Source organism: Streptomyces sp. NPDC002886 (assembly GCF_042888445.1).
Taxonomy (GTDB): Bacteria; Actinomycetota; Actinomycetes; order Streptomycetales; family Streptomycetaceae; genus Streptomyces.
In genome coordinates, this window is the sequence record NZ_JBIAPV010000006.1 from 194,505 (window position 1) to 215,740 (window position 21,236).

At 68.2% G+C, this 21,236-nt stretch carries 21 protein-coding genes and 1 pseudogene; 8 read left to right on the forward strand and 14 right to left on the reverse strand.

From position 1 onward, the window contains the following. Window positions 1–453 precede the first annotated feature (453 nt). Complete coding sequence (locus tag ACFYYB_RS26910; RefSeq protein ID WP_389438150.1) at window positions 454–690, reverse strand: hypothetical protein; 237 nt, start codon at window positions 688–690, stop codon at window positions 454–456. 628 nt (window positions 691–1,318) lie between these two features. Between ACFYYB_RS26910 and ACFYYB_RS26915 the strand changes: the two genes are divergently transcribed. After that, on the forward strand, window positions 1,319–1,573 hold the full coding sequence (locus ACFYYB_RS26915; protein WP_389438152.1) for a hypothetical protein: 255 nt from the start codon (window positions 1,319–1,321) through the stop codon (window positions 1,571–1,573). A gap of 177 nt (window positions 1,574–1,750) precedes the next feature. On the opposite strand, the gene ACFYYB_RS26920 is transcribed toward ACFYYB_RS26915, so the two are convergent. The 5 genes from ACFYYB_RS26920 to ACFYYB_RS26940 form a co-directional block, all read right to left on the reverse strand. Continuing rightward, window positions 1,751–5,989, reverse strand: coding sequence for a hypothetical protein (locus ACFYYB_RS26920; RefSeq protein ID WP_389438154.1), 4,239 nt, complete (start codon window positions 5,987–5,989; stop codon window positions 1,751–1,753). Between the two features lie 25 nt (window positions 5,990–6,014). Continuing rightward, on the reverse strand, window positions 6,015–6,884 hold the full coding sequence (locus tag ACFYYB_RS26925) for a hypothetical protein (RefSeq protein ID WP_389438155.1): 870 nt from the start codon (window positions 6,882–6,884) through the stop codon (window positions 6,015–6,017). 284 nt (window positions 6,885–7,168) lie between these two features. Further along, the gene (locus ACFYYB_RS26930) at window positions 7,169–7,684 is read right to left on the reverse strand and encodes a DUF6875 domain-containing protein (protein ID WP_389438157.1); all 516 of its coding nucleotides are present in this window, start codon (window positions 7,682–7,684) and stop codon (window positions 7,169–7,171) included. Continuing rightward, window positions 7,681–8,073 (reverse strand): hypothetical protein, encoded by a 393-nt coding sequence (locus ACFYYB_RS26935; RefSeq protein ID WP_389438158.1) that lies wholly within the window; start codon window positions 8,071–8,073, stop codon window positions 7,681–7,683. Before ACFYYB_RS26935 ends, ACFYYB_RS26930 begins: the two co-directional genes overlap by 4 nt. Before the next feature lie 119 nt (window positions 8,074–8,192). Continuing rightward, window positions 8,193–8,591 carry a restriction endonuclease gene (locus ACFYYB_RS26940; RefSeq protein WP_389438160.1) on the reverse strand — a complete coding sequence of 133 codons (399 nt, stop codon included), beginning with the start codon at window positions 8,589–8,591 and terminating at the stop codon, window positions 8,193–8,195. 181 nt (window positions 8,592–8,772) lie between these two features. On the opposite strand from ACFYYB_RS26940, the gene ACFYYB_RS26945 reads away from it, so the two are divergent. From ACFYYB_RS26945 to ACFYYB_RS26955, 3 genes are read left to right on the forward strand one after another with little or no spacing between them, the layout of a single operon-like run. Next, on the forward strand, window positions 8,773–9,594 hold the full coding sequence (locus tag ACFYYB_RS26945; RefSeq protein WP_389438162.1) for a helix-turn-helix domain-containing protein: 822 nt from the start codon (window positions 8,773–8,775) through the stop codon (window positions 9,592–9,594). Next, entirely contained in the window at window positions 9,591–9,827 is a 237-nt protein-coding gene (locus ACFYYB_RS26950; RefSeq protein WP_389438163.1) for a hypothetical protein, read from the forward strand. Before ACFYYB_RS26945 ends, ACFYYB_RS26950 begins: the two co-directional genes overlap by 4 nt. Window positions 9,828–9,841: 14 nt before the next feature. Beyond that, the gene (locus tag ACFYYB_RS26955) at window positions 9,842–10,417 is read left to right on the forward strand and encodes an HD family hydrolase (RefSeq protein ID WP_389438165.1); all 576 of its coding nucleotides are present in this window, start codon (window positions 9,842–9,844) and stop codon (window positions 10,415–10,417) included. Between the two features lie 132 nt (window positions 10,418–10,549). Here ACFYYB_RS26955 and ACFYYB_RS26960 read toward each other — a convergent pair whose 3' ends face one another. The 5 genes from ACFYYB_RS26960 to ACFYYB_RS26980 form a co-directional block, all read right to left on the reverse strand. Further along, entirely contained in the window at window positions 10,550–10,747 is a 198-nt protein-coding gene (locus ACFYYB_RS26960; RefSeq protein WP_389438167.1) for a hypothetical protein, read from the reverse strand. A 276-nt stretch (window positions 10,748–11,023) separates the two neighbouring features. Then, entirely contained in the window at window positions 11,024–11,524 is a 501-nt protein-coding gene (locus ACFYYB_RS26965) for a hypothetical protein (protein ID WP_389438168.1), read from the reverse strand. A 465-nt stretch (window positions 11,525–11,989) separates the two neighbouring features. Then, entirely contained in the window at window positions 11,990–12,553 is a 564-nt protein-coding gene (locus ACFYYB_RS26970) for a hypothetical protein (RefSeq protein WP_389438170.1), read from the reverse strand. Window positions 12,554–13,388: 835 nt separating this feature from the next. Next, entirely contained in the window at window positions 13,389–13,535 is a 147-nt protein-coding gene (locus ACFYYB_RS26975; RefSeq protein WP_389438172.1) for a hypothetical protein, read from the reverse strand. A gap of 21 nt (window positions 13,536–13,556) precedes the next feature. Then, the gene (locus tag ACFYYB_RS26980) at window positions 13,557–14,474 is read right to left on the reverse strand and encodes an alpha/beta fold hydrolase (protein WP_389438174.1); all 918 of its coding nucleotides are present in this window, start codon (window positions 14,472–14,474) and stop codon (window positions 13,557–13,559) included. A gap of 114 nt (window positions 14,475–14,588) precedes the next feature. On the opposite strand from ACFYYB_RS26980, the gene ACFYYB_RS26985 reads away from it, so the two are divergent. After that, window positions 14,589–15,026 carry a MarR family winged helix-turn-helix transcriptional regulator gene (locus ACFYYB_RS26985; RefSeq protein WP_389438458.1) on the forward strand — a complete coding sequence of 146 codons (438 nt, stop codon included), beginning with the start codon at window positions 14,589–14,591 and terminating at the stop codon, window positions 15,024–15,026. A 168-nt stretch (window positions 15,027–15,194) separates the two neighbouring features. Here ACFYYB_RS26985 and ACFYYB_RS26990 read toward each other — a convergent pair whose 3' ends face one another. Beyond that, window positions 15,195–16,301 carry a LuxR C-terminal-related transcriptional regulator gene (locus tag ACFYYB_RS26990; RefSeq protein WP_389438175.1) on the reverse strand — a complete coding sequence of 369 codons (1,107 nt, stop codon included), beginning with the start codon at window positions 16,299–16,301 and terminating at the stop codon, window positions 15,195–15,197. 188 nt (window positions 16,302–16,489) lie between these two features. Between ACFYYB_RS26990 and ACFYYB_RS26995 the strand changes: the two genes are divergently transcribed. Next, window positions 16,490–17,914: an FAD/NAD(P)-binding protein gene (locus ACFYYB_RS26995; protein WP_389438177.1), complete on the forward strand. Its 1,425-nt coding sequence runs from the start codon at window positions 16,490–16,492 to the stop codon at window positions 17,912–17,914. A 173-nt stretch (window positions 17,915–18,087) separates the two neighbouring features. Then, a complete protein-coding gene (locus ACFYYB_RS27000) occupies window positions 18,088–18,705 on the forward strand; it encodes a hypothetical protein (protein WP_389438178.1) in 618 nt (205 codons plus the stop codon). Between the two features lie 241 nt (window positions 18,706–18,946). On the opposite strand, the pseudogene ACFYYB_RS27005 reads toward ACFYYB_RS27000, so the two are convergent. Next, a pseudogene (locus ACFYYB_RS27005) lies at window positions 18,947–19,135 on the reverse strand (transposase); the annotation flags it as partial. A 176-nt stretch (window positions 19,136–19,311) separates the two neighbouring features. Between ACFYYB_RS27005 and ACFYYB_RS27010 the strand changes: the two are divergent. Beyond that, window positions 19,312–19,743, forward strand: coding sequence for a hypothetical protein (locus tag ACFYYB_RS27010; RefSeq protein WP_389438179.1), 432 nt, complete (start codon window positions 19,312–19,314; stop codon window positions 19,741–19,743). A 115-nt stretch (window positions 19,744–19,858) separates the two neighbouring features. Here ACFYYB_RS27010 and ACFYYB_RS27015 read toward each other — a convergent pair whose 3' ends face one another. Further along, window positions 19,859–20,764, reverse strand: a complete 906-nt coding sequence (locus ACFYYB_RS27015) for a hypothetical protein (protein WP_389438181.1) — start codon at window positions 20,762–20,764, stop codon at window positions 19,859–19,861. Window positions 20,765–21,236: the final 472 nt, after the last annotated feature.

Genomic DNA, 21,236 nt, shown 5'->3' on the forward strand with positions numbered 1-21,236 from the left:
GCCCCGGTTTTCCGTCGGAATACCGGGGCCGGGGGCGGCCCGGTCGTACTGCCCCAGAGCGCTCTGGGCACCGGCCCTGGCCCCCTCACCCATGTGGGCGCGGACTGCGCACGAACCTAGCTCGTCCCGGCAGCTGCTCACGCAGCGGGGGGCCTCCCGAGGCGCTGGCCGGCGGCCCTCCACCCAACGACGCAGAGCGGTGGGACTCTGCGTTCCTGTGGCCGCACTGTACCTACAGCCTGACCTGCGGAAACCTTTGCGGGTGGATGATCAGCGCCGCCCTCTGGGCACCGGACCCCGCCAAGCCCCCGTTCCGGACGGGCCGGTGCGCCGTGGCCGTCTGGCGGCCGAACTCGCCGCCCCGGCCCCGGCGGTACCCGCGGCCGGGGAAACGGCGTCAGAAGCCGCCGTGCCGCCGCAGCCTCGGGTCCTAGGCACCGGCGGCGCCCGCGCCTAGGCGGGGCCGACACCGGCCGGGCCACCGTCCTGGACGACGACCACGCGGACGGGGCGCAGGCTCGCGGCAACCGTGACGGCGGCAAGCCCGGTCTGGATGGAGTCGCCCAGGGCCGGCACCGCGTACGTGACGGCCAGCGCCAAGGCGAGGTAGCCCAGGACCAGGAGCAGCGGGGCGAACCGGCGCCGTGTGGACGGCTGCTGCGGCTGGGAGTCGTTCGGGAGCGTGGTCACGACGGTGGTGTCCTTCCGGAGTGCTGCGGGATTTCCGCATGGCGGCACCGTGCTGGACCACGCACCGAGCGGCGCAACCCCCAACGGCCCACCCATCAAGACCCCGAACCCCAGGCCCATTCAAGGAACCGCAGCTCCTCCAGCAAAACCGGCCCTACCCCAGATCGCGCATCCATTCAATAGCCAGCGCCAGCACACCAGCCCCGCACGCCCCGACCCTCAACCACCCACACCCCCATAAAGAAAGTCCGAGCACTCATCAGCCGGAAAAGTGGGTCTAACCAGGCACAACGCGCACGTACCGCCGATGTACCTTCCCCCATAGTTCCCCGGACACTTCCCCCCACCTGTCCCCTGATCCCTCCTCCAATCCTTCCCCCACGCGTACCCAGGCCGCCAAGACTACGGACGGCGCCAACCGCCCTTCATGCCGGAGCAGACAGGCTTGCCCGCCTCGGCTGGGGACCGAGGGCGGGAGGCTTGGCCGCCCCCGCTCCGCGCGGCCAGGTCTCTCTACATGGTGTCCTACGAGTTCCCGGTCGAGGTCGCGCCTCTGGTCGCGCTCCATCACCGACAGTGTGGAAACCCACCTGAGGACTGCGACATCCGGCGCGATCCGCGGGTCGCCGTGACTGTCTCCGACCCCGCGACGCCGACCCGCTCCCTCCAGGTGTGGGGCGAGGTCGTGAACACCTCGACCGACGGCGCCGTCAACCAGATCGAGGAGCTCGCCCAGCGCTCCTTCGGCCGCCCCTACCCCTGGTTCGGCGGCTCGGACGAGGTCCGCGTGAAGTGGCCAGCCGCACCCCCTGACCGACCGCGCGGCCCGAGGGAATCCAGTCACCTGGCCTGTGGAGTTCGTCGCTCCGGATGGTTGCAGTGATTGGGCAGTGCGCCGTTGGTCGCGGCCCACGGGCCCAACCTCGTCCGCGGCTCGGGGCACGGTCTCGAAGCCGACGCCGCACTTCCGCATTAGCGCCCGCAGCGACTTGCCAGTACTGGCATCATGGCGGATCGCCGTGTGAAGGTCGCCGACCCTATCGCAGCTGGTCGATGATCATCAGTGCAAGGCGAGGACGCACACGCCTTCTCCGTCGGCGAGGGCCAATATCCTACCGTCGGCCGCGAGGGCTCGAATATTGGATCGACGGCGCAGGGACGTGGGCGGTGTCTCTGCGGTGGCGTCCCACACATGCACCCAGGCTGCGGATGATGCAAAAACCAGCAGGTGACCGTCCGCCGTCTTGGACAGAGTAAGCGCATCAATCGGGCCGCGCCGTCCTCTCTGAGGTGCGCTGAGCTGGTTGCCCGTCACAGGGTCCAGAACCCGTACGAAGCCCTGATCGTCGCCTGCGGCGATGAGGGTCTGGCTGCCGAAGGCTGCGAAGCAGAAAGCAACCCCGGGCAGCGGCTGATTGTTCAGGGGACTCGCAACAGGCAGCCGTGTATGACAGTCCCACAGTCGAATCGAACCCTCTTGCCCTCCTGAGGCGAGCAGATGGTGTCCGTCCGCATTTACGGCAAACGTCAGGGTTCGCACGCCTCCCTGATGGCGATACAGCTCCTGCGTCGCGCCGTTGTCGAGGTCAGAGAGCCATACTCGCCCCTCGTCGTCCCCGAGGGCGAACATGACCTGATTCTCGACCGTGGGCCCGAACGCGACAGCAGTGATGAGGCTGCCGGCTCCTGTTGACACCGAGGCGATGTATTCCTTCCGGTCGGGCTGCCACAACTCGACCTCGCCATCGGCGGCGCTTGCGGCCAGAACATTCGGCCGGGTGGGGTCAGAGTCGAATGCCACGGTCCGGACGCCGCGGTCACGGCTGCTCAGCAGTATGGGCTCACCGCTCCCATCCCACAGCCTCACGCTTCCGTCGTCGCTGCCGAACGCCATCCTCGAGCCGCCGCCCGCTCGGTTTGGTCCCAGCGCAATGCTGAGCGCGTGCGTGTGGTGCGGCGCAGCGGGCTCTGCAGGCTCGGCCTCCAATGGGTCCCATACCCGTACGGTTGAGTCCTCGCTCCCGGATGCTAGAAGCGTCCGTCCGTCGTATCCGACCGTTGCGGCTACCGAACGCACAACTTGACTATGGCCCGACAGCGCAGGGCGCGCGGGGACACCGCTGGGGAGAAGCCACACATGCACCTTGCCTGATGGGTGGGAGTCCGCGACGTAGAGACGGAGCTGACCGTCGCCGGAGGCGTCGAGAGCAAGCGACTGGACGGCCCCATGGTGGTCACTGACCGGATCGCAAAACTGTTGACCCGTCATGGCGTCCTCGACGTGGACCGCTCCCTCATCGCCTCCTGCGGCAAGGAGAAGGCGATCGTCGTAGACGAGGAACGCCAAGGCGTTCACCGCACCCGAATGACTCGCAGCCTGGCTGCGGAGTTCCTCTCCGGTATTAGGGTTCCAAAGACGCACCGTGCCGTCGGCTCCTGCCGACGCCAGCATGAGTTCCCCGTGGAATATGCAGGTTGCGACGCCGTTCACTGGTCCTGCGTGACCGATGAATGCATCGTGAAGGGGTTTCCCAGTCAGCGGGTTCCAGAGTTGGACGGTGCCGTCGTCGCCGGCTGAGACCAGCACAATTCGGCCGCTGCGGGTGGTACCGAAGGCTACCGAGTTGATCCATCCCGCGTGTGCTGGTATGCGCTGGATCTGGGTGACAGCGTTCGGCTTCCACACATGGATATAGTTCAGACCGGCGGACGCCACCAGGAGCGTGCCTTTCTTCGTTGTGCCGAAGGCGACGGTGGCGACGCTGCCCTTGTGTCTTCTGAAAGGATGCTTGGGCCTGTACCGCGCGTTGGTCAACGGGTTCCACAGGCGGACGGTTCCGTCTTCGCCTGCTGCGGCGAGGAGGAGATAGCCGGTAGCCCTCGTACCGAACGCCACGGCATTGACCTTGCCGGTGTGCCCAGTCAAGGCCCACTTGCTCTCGTCGTGGCGGATCGATGCCAGAAGCGTGCTGTACCAGGGCTGAATCGCGCGGTCTTCTGGAATGCTGCGCTCGAGCCCGAGAGCGCTGGCCGCTTCCTCCAGGTACGCGGCGTTGGCGCCCGGATTGGGCGTGAGCAGGGGGCGGGCCCGCCGATAGATTCGTTCGCGGCTTGCCAGCGAGGGCACCTTGGCGAGTGCGGCCGGGTCGGTCAGTACCGGCGTCAGCGTGACCGGGTCCGCGATGGCTAGGAAGTCGCGGTCCGCCACCAGTTCGGCGAGTGTGTCCGGCCCTGCCGCTGCCGCGTGCTGGGCGAGGTAGGTACGCACATAACCGTGGGCCGAAAGCCAGTCTCTTCTTCCATCGGGATTATGCGGGACGGTGCCCACCAGGGCCGCCGTGATGGCTTGTTCGATCGCTGAGTCGTGGCCATGCGCCCGTGAGGCAGGTGCTGAAAGCGTACTCTCCGGTTCGTCTCGAAGATGGGTAACCAGCGTGCGGTGGAAGAGCCGGAACACCGACTTGTTCTCGGATATCAGGTCTTCGACGATGTAGGCTCCCGCATTCTTGAGCAGCCAGGACACCCCGGCGTCGCTGATCGCAGGGCGCTCTACCTCAGGACCTGTGGCTTGTCGATCGGCAAGGGCTTGCGCAACAGGGGCCCATACCCCTTCCCACGGCAGTCCTGGACCACGAGCCCATGCCAGCGCTTCCAGGAGAGGACGAGCTCCCGATGCCCGTGCCCCCAGGCTCTCCAAATCCTCGTCGAACGCCTGACCCAGATCCGTCGGCAACAACTGTTTCCACGCGGCGTCGGCGGTCTCCACGCGGTGGGGCCGGCTTCGGATCGTCCTTGCCATCAATTGGGCAGTCAGAAAGGACTGCGTCACCGATCCGTCACCAGTGGCCTCCGTAGCGCGGTTAGCAATCTCTTCCGCCACGGACGTTGTCGAGTCGTCATCCGGGTATGGAGTGCTGATGCCACTCTCGCGAGAGGCCGTGAGCAGTTCGCGGACGTAGGCGGTGAGTGCTTCCGGGTCCTCGTATCGGGCAGAGTCCAAGTCGATGTGCAGGTCGGCGGAACCCACCAGGGTCCGCTTGTTGGTCCGGCAGCCAACGACGATCTGCAACCTGCGGGCAAGGGGTCGCAGCAGGCTTTCGCTCAGGGCAGATGGGCGGGCCGCCTCGTCGACAGCGTCCACGATGACCGTGGTGACAGCGGGCTGGGGGTGCGCGTCCAGGTCCTCGAGCAGGGTGCTGACCGTTTCGACCTTGCGCCCCAATGAGACAGCAACGGCACGGGCGACCTGATCACCGTTCAGCCCTCGCGCATGAACCGCTACAAGCGGTGTCCCCTCAGGGAGGACCTCGGCGGTTCGCGTGATCAGGAGATCAGGGCTGGCACCCTCGATGAGTGAACGACCTCCCGGCCGACAAAGAAGAACCGGCAGCGACAAGAGCGCTGACTTACCAGTCCCCACGCGGCCCGTGACGACGGCCAGACCTCGCCCTCCGGAGCTGCGCGTAATCCAAGTCACAAGATCAAGGGCTGCCTGCACCCGGCCGGTTCTGCCGGTCAAATAGAACCCGGTCATCGACGCGTCCGGAGTACCGCGCAGCCGAGAGAGCCAATGCTGTTCAGCGGTGGTCAAGCCGGCAACGCCCTCCTGGTAGACAGGATTCGGTAGAAATGGCGGCGTGACCGTGTCGCCTGTGGCCGGGGGCAGGTAATGCACCTCCTGGGACGCCTGGGGGTGCGCGCGATTGATCGCGTCAGCGACTAGGTTGATGGGAAGCCATTGAGCGGACGGGCCCAGCGGCGGAGGCTCTTTCAACGCCTCGGCGAACCATTGGGCGAATAGGCCCTGCTGGGCGAACTCCAGCTCCGAGGCACTGGCCAACACCCAGAGATTCTCGCTGCCGACGCCCCGCAAGGTCTGAGCCATGATCTCCTTGGCACCCGTTCCGGAGAAGCAGCAGTCGAGAATCAGTAGGACCTTGGGCTGGTCGGGAAGCAACTCCTTCCCCTCGCGCCGGGTGACCAGCCTGGGAATCTCTGTTGCAGTCACCGCAGTCTCGAAAGCCCCGGCTTCGGTGTTGCGAAGGACCAGGTAGTAGGCGTCTCGGTCCGGTGCCGTTCCGTGCCCGGTGTAATAGATGATGACGACCTGGTGCGCCTTTGCGGCGAGCCGCAGTTTGTCGCACAGTTCGCCGCGGAACAGGTCAACGTCGTACCCGAGCTGCCCGTCGCCGGTGACGTACCCGAGGGGGCGCAACGCCTCAACGACCGTGCGCAGCGCCCAAGGCACCTTCGGAAGATCCTCGAAATCGTCCTTATAAGTCGCCGTGCCAATGGCCACCAGACAAGGAGGAGGAGGTTCTGTCTCAGGTGAATGCCTCATGGAGAGCACTTCCCGTCTGGCGGGCGTTGAGGTAGCGCTCGATGGAGTGAGCGTCGCGCCCGTTGTCAACCGACCGATCGTCGACGGTTTGGGACTGCGGTCCGGGGAACAGCCCAGCCAGCTGTTGGCAGAGCGCGACAGTGTCATTGGGAGCAGCCACATTCACCCACGTCGGCACCGTTCCCGCCCACGCCCCCTTGCCGTTCACCGGCTGAGGGGTCAAGCGATCGAAGACGAGCCGGGGTATGCCGAGCGGTGACCCCAGGGTCAGAAGCAGCCTCACCGATGCCGGCTGGAACCGGCACATGTACTCGTAGGCGACGATCGAGCCCAGAGAGTGACCGATCACGACGCGCGTGTTCTCGTCGACACCTGTGTCCACGCAGGAGAATACTTGCTCCTTGAACGACTCGTCGGCCAGGAAGCGGGTCACTTGCTTCAGATTCCCAATGAAGGCCCGTTGGACGATGCCGCTGAAGATAGGCGTGCGCAGCAGCTGCAGGAGCATCGCCTTGACGGAAGCACCGCCGGCTGACATTGCTCCCGCTCCCGGCCCGAGGGTTGCGTCCTGCTCCATTGCCGCCTCGTACAACGTGCGGAGAAGATCAGTCTCCGGACCTGGCTTGATGTCTTCGGGCGAATAAGGCGGATCATCGTCCGCCATGGCGCCGTCCGGCCGGAACGCTCCCCCGAAGAACATCACCCGGACGTCGGCAGCCGAAACTTTCTCGGCCTCGTCCTCATAGCCTGCCGCTGCCAACCCATCCCGCAGCGCACTGTGCCACGCCTCCGAGAGGGAGTACTTGCCCCGGTACTGCTGCCCGATCCCATGGATTCCGACAAAAGTAGCCATACTTCAACAGTTACGCATGAAGCAGGTATCCGCACATCCGACGCCCTGCACCCCTCAGGAATCTCTCGCGACCCCTGCGGCACGCACCCCGCCGCCACCATCACCGTCGTTGGAGAGCGGACCAGGCGTCGAAGCCATGATCGACCATCTCGACGCAGGCCCGGTGGCCACCCCACCTCCCCCTCAGTCAGGTGCTCCATGAGCCGCTCCAGGGTCTCCCCGGAGAGAGCTGGAGACCATTGCAACCAGTGTTGAAGCCACTCTGCGTCCGTCATCATGCCTGATCAGCCGCCACCTTCCGCGTCTACGGCGGCCCGCACCGGGAGGAACGAGGCAGGGGCGTCCGGGATTCTGGCCCCCGAGCCGGTGAGCTCCTCTTCGCTGGCGTGGAACTTGCCGATCATGATCCCTACCGGGGCGTAGATGGTTTTGAGGACCCAGTGCGGCCAGGCCATCAGGTCGCGGTGCCGGGCGCCGGGGACTTCGCCGAGCAGCACGATGTTCTCGCACCGCAGGAGGCCGTGCGGCCGGTTCATCAAAGGCCGCAGCCACTCCGCCGCCTGGACCCCGGTGTGGAAAAGCTCCTCCTCCACCGCCTCGGCGTCGCCGGCGGCCTGGTAGACGGTCCAGTAGGTCAGGCCCCGCTGGAGGGAGGGCTCCAGGTAGGGGCAGTGGGCGGTCATCTGCTCCACGTACGCGCTGACGTCGACGCTCGTCGGCCGGATGGTGACGGCTTCGACGAGGCGCAGCGCCCCGGCGGTCGGCCGCCGGGGCGCTGGTGTGGTGCGGGCTCGGGTCATGTGAGGTCGGTGTCCGGTGCGTTGTCGTCTCCGCCGCCTATCGGGGAGCAGTCCCACTCGGCGACCACGGTGCCGGTGGACCGGTAGCGGGCCAGAAGGCCCGGGTCGAGGTTGCCGTCGGCATCGGTGAACCAGATCTCCGGCAGCGGGCCGTAGGCGCGCTCGTAGTCCGTGACCCAGGCGATCGGGCCGTAGCCGTTGTTCGCGAGGTGCCGGATCGGCTGACCGGCGGTCTCCAGGCACAGGGTGTCGAGCTGCGGGGTGCCGAGCAGGTCGTGCCAGGCCGCGTCCACGGCCGGGGAGAACGTCTGCGGGGTGTTCTGGCCTGCGGCCAGGCGGTGGCCGGTGATGGTGAGGAAGCGGCTCAGTTCGATGGTGGCGGTACTCACGGTGGTCTCCGCTCTCGATGTCGAGTGGTGCTCGCCCGGCCCGGATTGGGACGGGTGTGGTGCCGTGCACCGTGCGCCGCGCACCCGGGAGATCGGTCCCATCCGGGTGCGCGGTGGTTTCAGGGGGCCGGGACGGCCTGGGCTTCGACGCCTGCGAGGCGGTCCAGACGCTCGTACAGGGCGCGTACGAGCCGGGCGTGGCCCTGGGCGCAGCGCGCGGTGCCCACGAGTGGGGCGGACAGGTGCCGGTCGGCTTTCTCGAGGACGAGGTCGGCGAGGGCGCGGGCGGCGTGGTCGTCGGGCAACAGGAGAGCGGTGCGGCGGACGTCGGCGGCGACGGCGCGGGCGGCGCCGGTGAGGAGCAGCGCGATCTGGTGGAGGTCCGCGGGTGGCAGGTTGGGCTGGCCGGTCCATCCCAGCACAGCTTTGACCAGACCCTTGTGGAGCTCCCGGTCTAGGGGGAGTTCCGCTTCGAGGGGTCCTTCGGGGTCGTGGAGGACCAGGTGCGTGCTGCTCATCGGTGCCTCGCCGGGTCGGGGGTCTCGGGCGGCACGGTCTCGTTCGTCGGACGTTGGCCGCATCTCGACCGTAGGCGCGGGAAAGATGCGGTAGGACTGACTGTGAGTACGGGTTTCGGCGCGCAGGGCGACCGGGGAGCAGGCCGGTATGGGCAGGCCCAAGCGAACATCAGCAGGTGTGGTGAGCGGGTTCGTGCTGCGCCTGGTCCGCGAGTCGATGCCGCGCACGCAGACGGCCTTGGCGGAGGCCCTGGGCGTGGACGTGGAGACGCTGCAGGGCTGGGAGTCGGGGCGCCGCCCGTTGGCGAACATGCGGGCCGGGGCTCTGCTGGAGCTGCGCAGAAGGCTGCCGGCCCTCGGTGGGAACGTGGCGCTGGTTCCGTGGCTGGACGCGGCAATGGACGCCGACCGGATCATCGCGGCTGGGCTGGACGGCGAGGCCGGCGAACCACACCCGCTGGCCGGGTGGGTGCACACCCGGGACACCGCGCACATGCTGGCCTGGGCGCTGAACGGCACCGTCCCACCGGCCCTTGCCAGACGCCTGACCCGTCCCCGGCGCGGTCCGGTCGCCGCCGGACCGCAGCTGGCGGCCGCGGACCGGACGGTGTTCTTCGACCACCTGCGCGGCACGACCGAGGCGGCTGCCCGGCAGGGCGACGGCGGGGTGCTGCTGCACCGTCAGGCGCTCTACCTCGCCTCGTATGACCGGGGCCCGGACGCAGCCGCGTGGACCGCGCACACCCTTCACCGGCGCCGGGACGTGCTGGCCCAGCGGGGCTGGTCGCCGCACTGGGCGGAGGCCCGCTCCACCGCCACCGCGCTCGCCCGCCTCGGAGATCCGCAGCCGCTGCTGGACTTCATCGACCGCGCCCTGGCCGACGACGACACCGCGGAGGCCGCGAACCCGAACTACTGGGCGCTGTGGCTGGGGCGTTGGCGTTGCCGCAGCCGGACGACGCGTTCATGCGGGACCGGGACTTGTCCGGGTGGGACCCGGTGACCCTGCTGCGGGGCCTGGCCCGCGGCCCGCACCTGGCGCCCGGCTACGTGGACTTGTACGCGCACTCGCTGTGGGCGCTGCTGACCGCGTTCCCGTGGCTGGCTCAGGCCGCCGGACCGCTCGCCTGGCCGCTGCGCGAGCAGGCCGGCCAACTCCTGGACGGGGCGGCATTGTCGGGGAGGTCGCGGCGCGAGCTCGCCCACGTCCACTACGTTTTCGATCACAACCGCTGACACCGGAGGACCGCATGGCCGACGACATCACCAGGGGTACCGCGAGCTTCATCTCCGAGATGGGCGTGCTCAAGCGCGTCGCACGGACCGGCTGGTGGTTCACCGGCAACAAGCAACCGGAGTCCGTGGCGGAGCACTCCTTCCGCGTCGGGGTGATCGGCTCGGTACTCGCGATGATGGAAGGCGTCGACCCGGCCCGGGTCGCCCTGATGTGCCTCTTTCACGACTCGCAGGAGACCCGGATCGGGGACATCCCCCACATCGGCCGCAAGTACATCCGGGCTGCCCCGAACGGCGAGGTGACCGCCGACCAGGTCGCCAACGCCCACCCGGCCGTCCGCGCCGGGGTGCAGGGCGCCGTCGACGAGTACGAAGCCGGCGAATCCCCGGAGTCGATCGTCGCCCGCGACGCCGACAAGCTCGAATGCCTGGTCCAGGCCGTCGAGTACCGGGAGCAGGGCTACAGCCTCACCCAGAACTGGATCGACACCAGCCTCGCCTCCCTCAAGACCCCCTCCGCGAAAGCCCTCGCCGACGCCGCACTCAGCATGAACTCGCTCCAGTGGCAGAAGAACTTCCTGCCGTCCTAACCACCTACACGAGCAAGGCCCCTCCCGAAGTCGATTCCGGGAGGGGGCGGCGTGCTGGAGCTGTGACTGAGTGCCGGGGTTGGCCAGTGTGGCCAACCCCGCCACTCAGGTGTTCAGCCCATGGGGCGGTCGCTATCCGGGGATGGTGACGGTTACGCGGGTGGGGTGGAGTTCGACCTTGGACCAGTAGCCGGATTCGTTGACGACGTCTTCCGTGGTGCCGAACCAGTAGCCTCCGGTCTTCGCGGTGCGGCCGCTGAGCCGGACCTCGTAGGTGCCGGGTTCGAGCTGGGTGAAGGAGACGGTGGCCTTGCCGTGCCCGTCCTTCATGTCGAAGGTGACCCCTGCTTGCGAGCTCCATTGCTGCCATCAACCTCGATCAGCCACGCCCGCCCGCCAACTGAAGCGGTCACCCTCACCACCTCAAGCACCTGTCCTGTCTCGACGGCAAGCCCCTGACGTGGGCGGACTGACTACGTTGAGACAGGCGCGGACGAAAATTCTGGCTGGGCTGTGCTCGGAGCGGGCGGGGGCTGGTGTGCGAAGGCCGGAGGCACATTGGCTTGGCAGCCTGGCTCGAGCTAGAGCGCCTCCTACTCACGGCCGTCAGCGATAGTCGTCAGGGTGGGCCTTCATCCAGACGTTGATCTTGTCCCGGGTGCCGACCAACAGGGTCTGGTGCCTTTTCAGGTTGTCGAAGGCATGGTCGCCATCGAGTGCCGTGTCGAGCTTGGCAATCAGAGAGATCGGCTCGGGGAAGTTTCCTGGGCCCTTCGGGTCCGCCTTCATCGCGCGGTCCAAGCGATGAAGTTCGTCGTAGACCCGCCCGAGGAAATAGGCACAGTCGCCCGGCGTGCACGAGTCCTTCAGCGTGGCCTGGAGCCCCGCGAGTGCATCTGAGACCCTCTCTGCGGGCAGCGCGCTGGAGGTGGACCCGCTACGGGAAGCAGTGGGCGCCGTACTCGAGGTCCCCTGAGGCGACGCCGACGCCGCAGACGAGGCGGACACATCAGCGACCGGCGCGGACGCTGGGTTCGCGCTGCAGGAGACGGTGAATGCCGCTATGCCGACGAGCACCGCCGCACCACGCACCGTGGAAAGGAACATCGACTACCCCCATGATCAGTGAGGCAGCCGACCCTACAGAACACCGTCGTGGCCACGCGGACCCGCCCCTGAGCGAGCTCTATTCCGAAGAAACATCACTACGGCCACGATCCCCGGGCTGCCCATGGCTGACCCCCCGCTTCAGCACACCCACGACGCAGCTCCTGGCGCACCTGCGACTTGTCTTTCGCAGCTGGGCAACAGGATTGATTGAGACGACGACTGAGTTCGCTGTGAACGGGCAGATCCTCACAGGGCCGTGACCCCGAGCACGCTGCGGCACGCGTCTTCAAAACCGGGTTAGAAGACGCGTGCCGGGGTGTCGCTACATCTGCTCCATCAGAAGCTCGGCCAGTTGCTTGCGGTAGACGCCATCTGTGAGCGTCGGTAGACCTTCCACTAGGCGCTCTGGGGTTGCTACCTCGTCGCGAGCGAGACGCGACTGAGCGAAGGGAGCCGGTTCGCCTACCCCCTCAGGTCGTCGACGCGGGCTGCTCTCCTTGGCGACCCTTGGCTGCTCTCCGCGCTGTTCCGGAAGAGGCGCAGCCAGCGCCGACACGTCAGCCTTCGACTCCGCCTCAGCGCGCGTGGCTTCCGCTCTGCCTTCGGCTTCGCGGCGACGTCGGCATCGGCATCGGCGAGGACCGGGTGGAGGATCTGCTCGACCTCATGCAATTCGGGCTCACTCACCATCGGTCCGGCCTCGGCGGCCAAAGCGCGGGCCGTACCCGCGAGCTCGCCGATCACCACATGCTGATCATGTGACAGTTTCAGCAACTCGTCTCCGTCCAGCGTCCGGTGCGCGACACGCAGCGCCTCACCGAGCTGGACGAGGCCTTGCGCCTCCTTCGGGCGCTGGCGTGCCAACAGGCCAGCCGTCCACGCTGCGTCGGCCGGCTTGCGCAATACTCCGATCGCGGCAGCGGGCTGCTTGGCGCCGGCCTTGCAGGCATGAGCCACGTACTCCTCCCGAGCCGCCGTGAACTCCATCGGCTTCAGCCCGTACAGCTCTAGGATCAGCACATCCATACCCGACAGTTTCCGCCCACGTCCCCGGCCCGGCCGACACCCTGCAGCACTCCGCGCGTCGGCCGACCGGCTGGAGCTTCAGCTGAGCAGAACGTTGAGGTAGTCGACGGCCCCGGCGGCACTCTCGGCGCTGCCGACCGGCGTCCACTCGCCAGAGGCCTCGTCCAGTTCAACAGCTGTCGATGCGCCCAAGCGGACATCACCACCATGCTGTCGGTCGGGGGCGAAGTGGCTCCGGAAAGCAGAGTCACAGAGGCGACGTTGTCCCGGAGACGGCCGACCTCGGCCCGCCTCGGCTTGTCCAGCTCCGCCCGCGGAAGGTGCGACACCTTGGCCATATTGATGTGCGCCGGCAGGCGAAAGGGCACGTGGACCAGCTCGGTCGACGGGGACCGGCCTTGGGGCTGGTAGGCCCACATGTTGAGGTGCCGCGTACTCCTCGGTGAGGTCAGTCGTGGTGTCACCATGTGTGTTCGCCGAAGGTGCCATCATCTACCGGCACAAGACCCCGGTCGTCCGCTGTTTGTGCGCCGTTCCGTAGCATCCGCTGGTGATATCCCGTTCTTTCTCCACGCCGCGCCGCCGAGTCACAGCCGTGCTCGCAGTGATGGCCGCCGTTGTCGCATTCGGGTCGTGGGCGCTGTGGCCGGTCCACAACTCGTCGTGCGTCGTCTACTCCGGGGCCTACATCCCCATGAATGCACCGAAGGGCGAAACCGACGCCGCCGTGCAGCGGGCTTACGACAAGGCCCTCGCCGACGGCGCATGCGGTCCCAAGCGCGCGCGCTTCCACAATTGGACTGAGTAAGGGCAATCCTGACGTCACCGTGAGTGGTCACCAGGGGCGTAGCTCCATGGTCACCGCGAAGTTCTCGGCGAGCGCGGCATCGGGGTGCACGGGCTGGGGGACGTGGTGCTGGTCGCTGAAGCGCAGCATTTGGGCGAAGGCCCGCCAGACCCGGGCGGCGGCAGCCCGTTCCACCCGGTGAGCACGACTGATTTGTCAGAGCTCGTGCAGGAATTCCTCCAGGGCGCGGGTGAAGGCTTCCGGGGCTTCCATGGTCGTGTAGTGGGCTACGCCGTCAAGGGTGACGGTGCGGCCGTTCGGGACGGCGCGGATCAGGGCGTCGGCGGTTGCGAGCATGCCAGGTGCGTCTAGGGCGCCGTTGACGGCAAGGACCGGGACGGTGATCTCGCTCTTCGCGCGCTCCGGTACGTCGGCCACCGGGATGCTGAGGTCCCTCTCGTTCGGGCTGTGCTTCATCAGCGTGTGCAGCGCCATCTCCCGCACGTGTCGCACGATCTCAGGGTCGACATCGGCGAGTGTGCGGCTCGGGCCGGCCACACCCTGCGCGAAGGCGTCGAGCCAGGCAGGGATGTCGCCGGCGGCGAGGGCGTTCTTCTGTGCTTCTTCGACCGCGGAGGCCCACGGGTCCGTGAGGTCTGGTTCGCCGATGCCCCGGCCGCTGACGACCAGCGCGCGGACCAGTTCGGGGTGCTCCAGCGCGGTGTCGACGGCGATCAGTGCGCCCATCGATATGCCGACCAGGATCGCCGGTCCGGCGAGGTCGAGGTGGCGCAGGAGTGCGGCGAGGTCATCGGTCTGACGGAACGGCTGGGTCCCGTTGGCGGAGGCGCCGTGGCCGCGGGCGTCGGGGGCGATGACCCGGTGGCGCCGGGCTAGTTCAGGGACGAGGACGTCGAATTGGGTGCGGTCCGTGAAGCCTGTGTGGAGCAGCACCAGGGGGCGCGCGCCGCGGGGGCCGGCATCGCGGTAGGCGAGCGGGCCATCCGCGGACTCGAACGTCTCGGCGGTGTCGAAGGTGGAGGGAGCCTCCAATGCATCCAGGGGATCCAGGGGTCCGGCGGCGTCCAAGTCTTCGGAGGGCCGGGGGCGGGGGGCGGTCGCATTCTCAGTCATGACAACCAAGGTGTCACATTCTTGGGATCATGACAACTAAGGTGTCATGATGGTGGCGTGAACGAGACCCAGACCGGCCGACCGCTTTCTCCCGACGAACTGCCCGAGCGACTGATGGAGGTGTTCGGACTCGTCGGGCCGCTCTACCGGCGCGTCCAGCGCAAGATCGAGCAGGACGCCCCTGGACAGGACCTCTCGGTCGGGGTGCGCGCCGTACTCGACCTGCTGCGCGAGCACGGGCCTATGACCGTCCCGCAGATGAGCCAGGCCCAGTCCCTGAGCCGACAGTTCGTGCAGCGCATGGTCAACGATGCCGCCGCGCACGGATTCACCGAGGCTGTCCCCAACCCGGCGCACCAACGCTCCTCGCTGATCCGGCTCACCGATGCCGGCCTTGCCGCCATCACCGCCGCGGCCGCCCGCGAGCACGCCCTGCTGCGGCGGACCGGCGGCGGCCTCACCGACGGCGAGGTTGCCGCCTGTGTGCGGGTGCTGAGCCGGATGCTGGAGCTCTTCGACGACGTCGAAGTGGCGGGGGCGCCACCGCGTTAGAGCGGGCAGCTGCAGCCCGGTGCGCGGGGCAGTTCGGTCGCCGGCAGGCCCGCGGCAGTTCGCGGTGTGAACAGGCAGGCCCATGGCAGCCAGCCAACCGGCCGCCATCCGGATGGCGGAGGCAAGGTCAGGGATCTCCTGCTATCCGATGACCGCAGGCGAAGGTACTTACCCGGGCCGGTAGTGCTCGGTGAACAATCGCGCGACGAGTTCGCCTCGACTGGAGACCTCCGCCTTGCCGAAGACGGCCTTGAGATGGTCGCGCACGGTGTGCGGGGAGATGAACAGCGTCGAGGCGATCTCGGTGGTGGGCAACCCGCGCGTGATGAGCTGGGTGATTTCCAGCTCGCGCGTCGTCAGGCCGTACGCCTCGGCGATGAGGACTGCCCGGTCGGCGGCGGCCGCCGGCTCGATGACTAGTGCCACGGGACCGGGTTGCCCAGCCGGGCCGCTCAGACAGGAGGCGTGGCAGGTCAACCAGCGGCCGTCAACGGTTGGGATGCGCACTCTCGCACCGCCTGCCCTGTCGCGGCCACGGGCGATCGCGCGCGCCTGTAGCGCAGTGGCAACCACCCAGATCGGCAGCCGCAGGCCCAATTGTGAGGGGATGGAAGGACCGTCAGGGAGCTGCGCGATATGCTGCCGCGCCTCCTCATTGATCGACATCGGCTCGCCGGAAGGATCGAAGAGCACCAGTCCGGGCGCGCGTGCGTCGCCTGCGCCGCCGGAGGCGGAAGGGCGGGCCAACCGGCGTACCCGAGAGGCCAGCGGACCGGACAGACCGGCGAGCAGCGTGATCTCGGCCGGGCCGAACGGGGCGCCGCCGCGCATGCGGAACAGGCTCACCACAGCCCATGGCCGGTCGCCGACCCGCAGTACGGCCCGTAGCTCGTCATCCACGCCCTGGCTCCCGAGTAGCCGGCGGAAGCGCGCGCTGCGTTGAGGCAGATCGCCGGTGGCCGCGCGCAGGCCCGCCGCCGGGACAGCAGCGCGGGCGAGGTCCCGAAACGGGAGGACGTTCTCCTCCAGGAGTTCACTTTCCCAGTATTCGGCGCAGCTCTCGCTGGAGCCGAGGTTCTCCACCAGCATCGGCGCGGTGATGAGGCCGGTCTCCGGGTCGGTGGCCGCCCATACGGCCGAGTCGAACGGCATAAGCCGTCGCAGGTTGGTGGACGTCCGGCTGAAGAGTTCGCGTGTGTCGGTGGCCCGCTCCGTCCCCGACAGCACCTTGGCGTGACCTGACGGCACCTCGGCCTGGCGGCGCGCATCAGGCATGGAAATCCCTCCCGTGGATTGGATGCAGGCCAGCCTGCCCGCCCTCCTGTCCTGCGCCAACCCCCCGTTTGAGGGGGTCATTCCCTTCAGGTCACCGCTCGTGGGGGATGGGGCTCGACACGGGCGGCGGCGAGGCTCGGAGAGGCCGCGGCTCCTTGGGCGGTGGCCTGGAATATGAAGGGAAAAACATGGACATCGCAATCGTCGGAGCGGGTGCTGCCACGGTCGGCCTGCTGGACACACTGGCGGCCACCGCCGGCAGCCCTGGGGCCGTCACAGTGTTCGAGCCGTCCCCGCATCTTTGGCGAGGCCGCCCCTACGGCCCTGACCTGGACACGGTGTTGGTCAACGCGCCACCGGCCATCATGTCGATCCGCCATCTGAACTTGGGGCACTACGCGGCCTGGCTGGGCACGCATGGCACCAGCCACCTCGACAATCGGCTGGGCCAGCCGCTGGTTCCGCGCGCCCTCTACGGCGAATACCTCACGCACACCGCCGAGACCGCGCTGGCCACCCTGCGCGAACACGGCTGGCGGGTTCGCATCGTCACCGCCCGCGTCATCGGGGCAGCCCGATCCGGGGCCAACTGGTCCCTGCGCACCGAGGACGGGCGTGGGCACGAGGCCGACCACGTGGCGCTGTGCGTGGGAGGGGGAACGCTGCCCGACCACTACGGTCTCGGCGGCGCCTCCGGTTTCGTGAACGATCCGTACCCGCTGGCACGCACACTCGACAGGGTGCCGCACGGCAGCAGCATCGCGGTCATCGGGAGCGGCCTGACCGCGGTCGACGTCGTCGTGTCGCTCGCCGCGCGCGGGCACACCGGGCCGATCACGCTGCTGTCCCGCAGCGGTGTGCTGCCCCACGTCTGGCAGCGCCCGGTCGACCACCGGCCGCAGCACGTGACCGTCGAGCAAGTGGCGGCGCTTCACCGGCAGCACGGTGTCGTCACCCTCGACGACCTCATCGGGCTGCTGCGCGCCGAACTGGATGAGGCAGGAGAGGACTTCGAAGCCTTCGTGGCCGAACTGGCGGCGACCGAGTCCGAAGAGCCGGTCCGGCGCTTGCAGGCGCAACTGGCCGCTGTCGACGACGTCAGGATTGGCCGCCGGGTCCTCCAAGAGACAGCGCACAGCGTCGGCCCGTACGCTTGGCGGTTGCTGCCCGAGCCCGACCGCATGCGGCTGCGGCGTCACTTCCGTATGGCGACGAGCGTGGCCTCACCGATGGTCCCGGTGAACGCGGCCACCATGATGCGACTGTTGAAATCCGGGCAACTCACCACCGCCGCGGGCGTCCGCAAGATCGAGGCAGCGGACGGGATGTTCCGGGTGCGCTGCGACGACGGCGAACGCACCTTTGACTCCGTCGTCAACGCCGTGAATCCGCCGCCGCGAGCGATCCCTCGGACGGCCGGCCCGCTGATCACGGCCCTGGTGGCCGACGGCTCGGCCGAGCTGCACCCGACCGGGGGCCTCGTTCCTGCCGACCCGCGTCTACAGGTGGTAGGAGACCTCGCCGGAGACGGTCCGTTCATCACGTTAAGCATCGCGGGCATAGCGGCCCAAGCGGCACGAGCCGCGCAGACGATCCTCGCGGCCAGGGACTGAATCCCCCACGCCACACTCAGTCATATCCGACACTCCTGGGAAGAGCAGCTCGTACCGTCGCGGCATCCGTGGCCATCTCAACGTTGCCGGGTCAACCGTCGAGGTTGACGGTCGCGGCCCGGAGCTCGTGGTGGCCCATCCCTCCGGGCGCGTTGGGGTGGCAGGATGACGCGGTGTCCGACTCTCTGCGTGAACCGTGGCTGCGCGGCGTCGCTTTCAATCCGGCGGGGCCCTCCGACGTACTGATACGCCTGATGGATCGAGCCGCCGGTGAGGTGGGCCCGCTGATGTGCGAGGGCCGCGATCTGCCCGGCGACGTTGTCGAGGCGGCGCTCCGCCATCCGGACCGCAAGATCCGCGGCGCGCTCGCCCTCAACCGCTACATCGGCCCCGCGCGACTCGCTCCTTTGGCCACGGACCCGTCCGGGATCGTCCGTGGTTGGCTCGCCGGCGGCCCCCGCCCACGGGCCCGACGGGTCCGGCCGCTGCCGGAGGACATCCTCGTCACCCTCCTGACCGCCCGGGACGCGGGCGATGACGGGATTCTCACCGAGAACGAGATCATCCAGGAGCTCACCTTCTCCCGGCAGATCCCGCTGTCGTTCCAACGCTCCATGGCCGGGCACGAACACCCCGGCCTCCGCGTGCGCGCTACCTGGGAGTGGCAGTGGCTCAGCCCGGCGCAGCGGGAAGCCCTGCTCGACGACCCGGATCCCGCGGTACGCGAAGCGGCGCGGGAAAACCTTGGGCACAGGGCGCCCCAGAGGCGCCCGAGCAGGTCGCTGTCGTAGGCCGCGTCATGTTCCGGTAGGGGCCTCGCGCGTTGCTGACTTCTACCTTCCTCGACAAAGCCCTCCTTGCAGCCATTGGGCCGTCCTGCTCACTGCCGGCCCTGCTGGCCGTGCTCACGCCGTGCTGGAAGTTCATCGCGGACATGACGGTGAAGGAGGCGGCCGTCGAGGCCGCTGCCAATCAAGTGGCCTTGGCCGCGGAGGCCCGTATGAGGCCCCGACTGGCGCCTGGTAAAAAGCCTTCATAAAGGGTCTTCCGGGAGCCGTAGCGTTCCGGCAGAGCGCGCCACGGAACATCGGTCCGAACCCGGAACAGGATCCCGTTGATCACTCTGCGGTGGTCGCTCCACTGGCTTCCCCGACCGCCCGACGGCGGCAGATGCGGCTCCAGGAGCGCCCACTCGCGATTCGTTAGATCCCCCCGGCCCATGCCCGAAGCAACGAGCAGCCAACATGAAAGTCATATGATCCGCCGGACAGGTCCTAGGTCCAGGACCAGGGATGTAACTTGAACGCGTTCAGCATGTGAAGTGGCGCGTATCAACTATGAGGGGGCCCTCATTGAGGACGTCGGCAGACCATCAGTCCACAAGCAGGAGACGGGGATTGCTCATCCTCGTCATCGTCTCCGGCCTGGTGACGTTCGCAGCATGCTCAGTCGTCAACGTCGCCTCCCGTCTTCGGGGGGACATGTCCACAGACGTTTCATGCAAAGAAGCCGTCGAGTTCGCGATGGCCGAGCTCCCGGATCGGGCATCCCACGCCAAGTGCGAAAGCCACGGCGTGATGGACCGCTCGTACAGAGGAACCTGGCTGATGCCGCAGGCTGACGTGGAGACCTGGGTAACTCGTTACTTCCCTGACCGTGAGCCGCCGTCGGCTACGGGGATGCCTTCGGCATGCGCAGGTGACCTCTGCGTGACAGTGCACCGTGACCCGATGGCCGAAACCACGAAAGGCGCTTACGACATCGGACTGGACATCCGCTTCACACCCGATGGAACCGCACACGTCAGCTACTCCTCCACCGACTACTGAGATGAGCACGGGCAGGCGCCTCTGCCGCGCGCCCCGGCCACTCCCTCGGCATCAGCGTCATGCAGCAAGTGCGGCGTCTGTAGCAGGGCGCCGGAGGCTGTCATAGCTGTGATCGCTACGTGGACGTCTGCCCTCGGTCTCCGGCTGTCGCCGCTGGGGTGGCGGCGCTGTTGAGGCAGTGGTCGAGGAGCGCGTGCATGCGGGGGACGGGCAGCGATGGGTTGGCGGCAGCGCCTTCTGCGGTGCGGGGGTCTGCGAGGAGGGCCTCCAGGAACTCCGGTGCCAGGCTCGGGTTGGCGGCGGCGGCCCGGCGCACCGACTCATCGGGGTCGTCCACCGGGGGTTCGGGCAGGCCGGGATCGATTGCAGCCAGGGCGCGTACTTCGGGATCCGGGTGGCCGATGAGATGGGCCAGGCCGCTACGGGGGAACGCTGGCAGGGTCCGCAGGTGCGGGCGGTGGGCCGGGCGGGTGACGAAGACGTCCAGGAGGAGTTGTGGTGGGGCCAGGGGGTGGTAGCAGGCCAACCGGATCCGTACCTCCTCGTCTTCGTCTCGAGCGAGCGTCTCGGCGAGATCGGCAGCCAGACCGGGCCACATCGCCGCAACCCGCCGCAGCACTGGCTCCGCGGCCGCCGCGCAGGCGGCGAACCATTCGGGCGACGGCTCCTCGGCCGGCTCGGTGATCGGGCAGGTGCAGTCCGGGCCGTGCCCGATGACCGCATGGATCGCCCAGTACTCGGCCCAGCTGCGCGAGAAGGGGCGGAGGCGGGCGCGCATCCGCACGCCCTCATCCGGATCCGCCCTCAGCGCGGCGGACAGGTCCGGTTGCAGATCGGGCCGGGCGGCGACCATCTCCCGGACCTTGGTTTCGGGGTGGCGGGCGAGGCGGGCGACGGCGTGGGCCGGGGTGTGGGGGTTCCAGGCCAGGGGATGCGCCGTGTCCTCGGCGAAGCACTCCTGGATGAGCGCGGGCGACAGGGCGCACCTGCCGAGAAAGAAGCGTTTGCTGTGCGAGCCCATGGACGGCAGCCTGGCCTCGACCGCCTGCGGATCCAGTTCCCAACGGGCCCCACACCTCAACGTGCTGCACGCGCTCAATTAGGTCCCACCAGCCGGCGGACAGCCGAACGGGCTTGCCCGCCGCCCACAGCACGATGCCATCCAGTCCCTCATCATCGAGGCGCACGACCGGCTCCAACGCCTAGGCTCCCCTGTTGACCCGGAGCTGCCACTTGGGGTCCATGACCGGTGGGCCTTCCCGTCCCGGTCGGGCAGGCCAACCTGCCCTGATCCGCTTCCTGGACATGCCCAGAAAACACCCATAGCTCCCGCGTGCGCGGGTAGCGCTTGGCCGCTCCGTGCACGCCGCCGTAACGAGCTCTACCCCTCTGCGCCGGAGGGCGCGCCTCCCGGCGGGTGCTGTCGAGCAGGACGCTGCCGACGGCACAGTCAGGTCTCGTGGGCGCGGCTATGGCCGCCTGGGGCGTCCTCC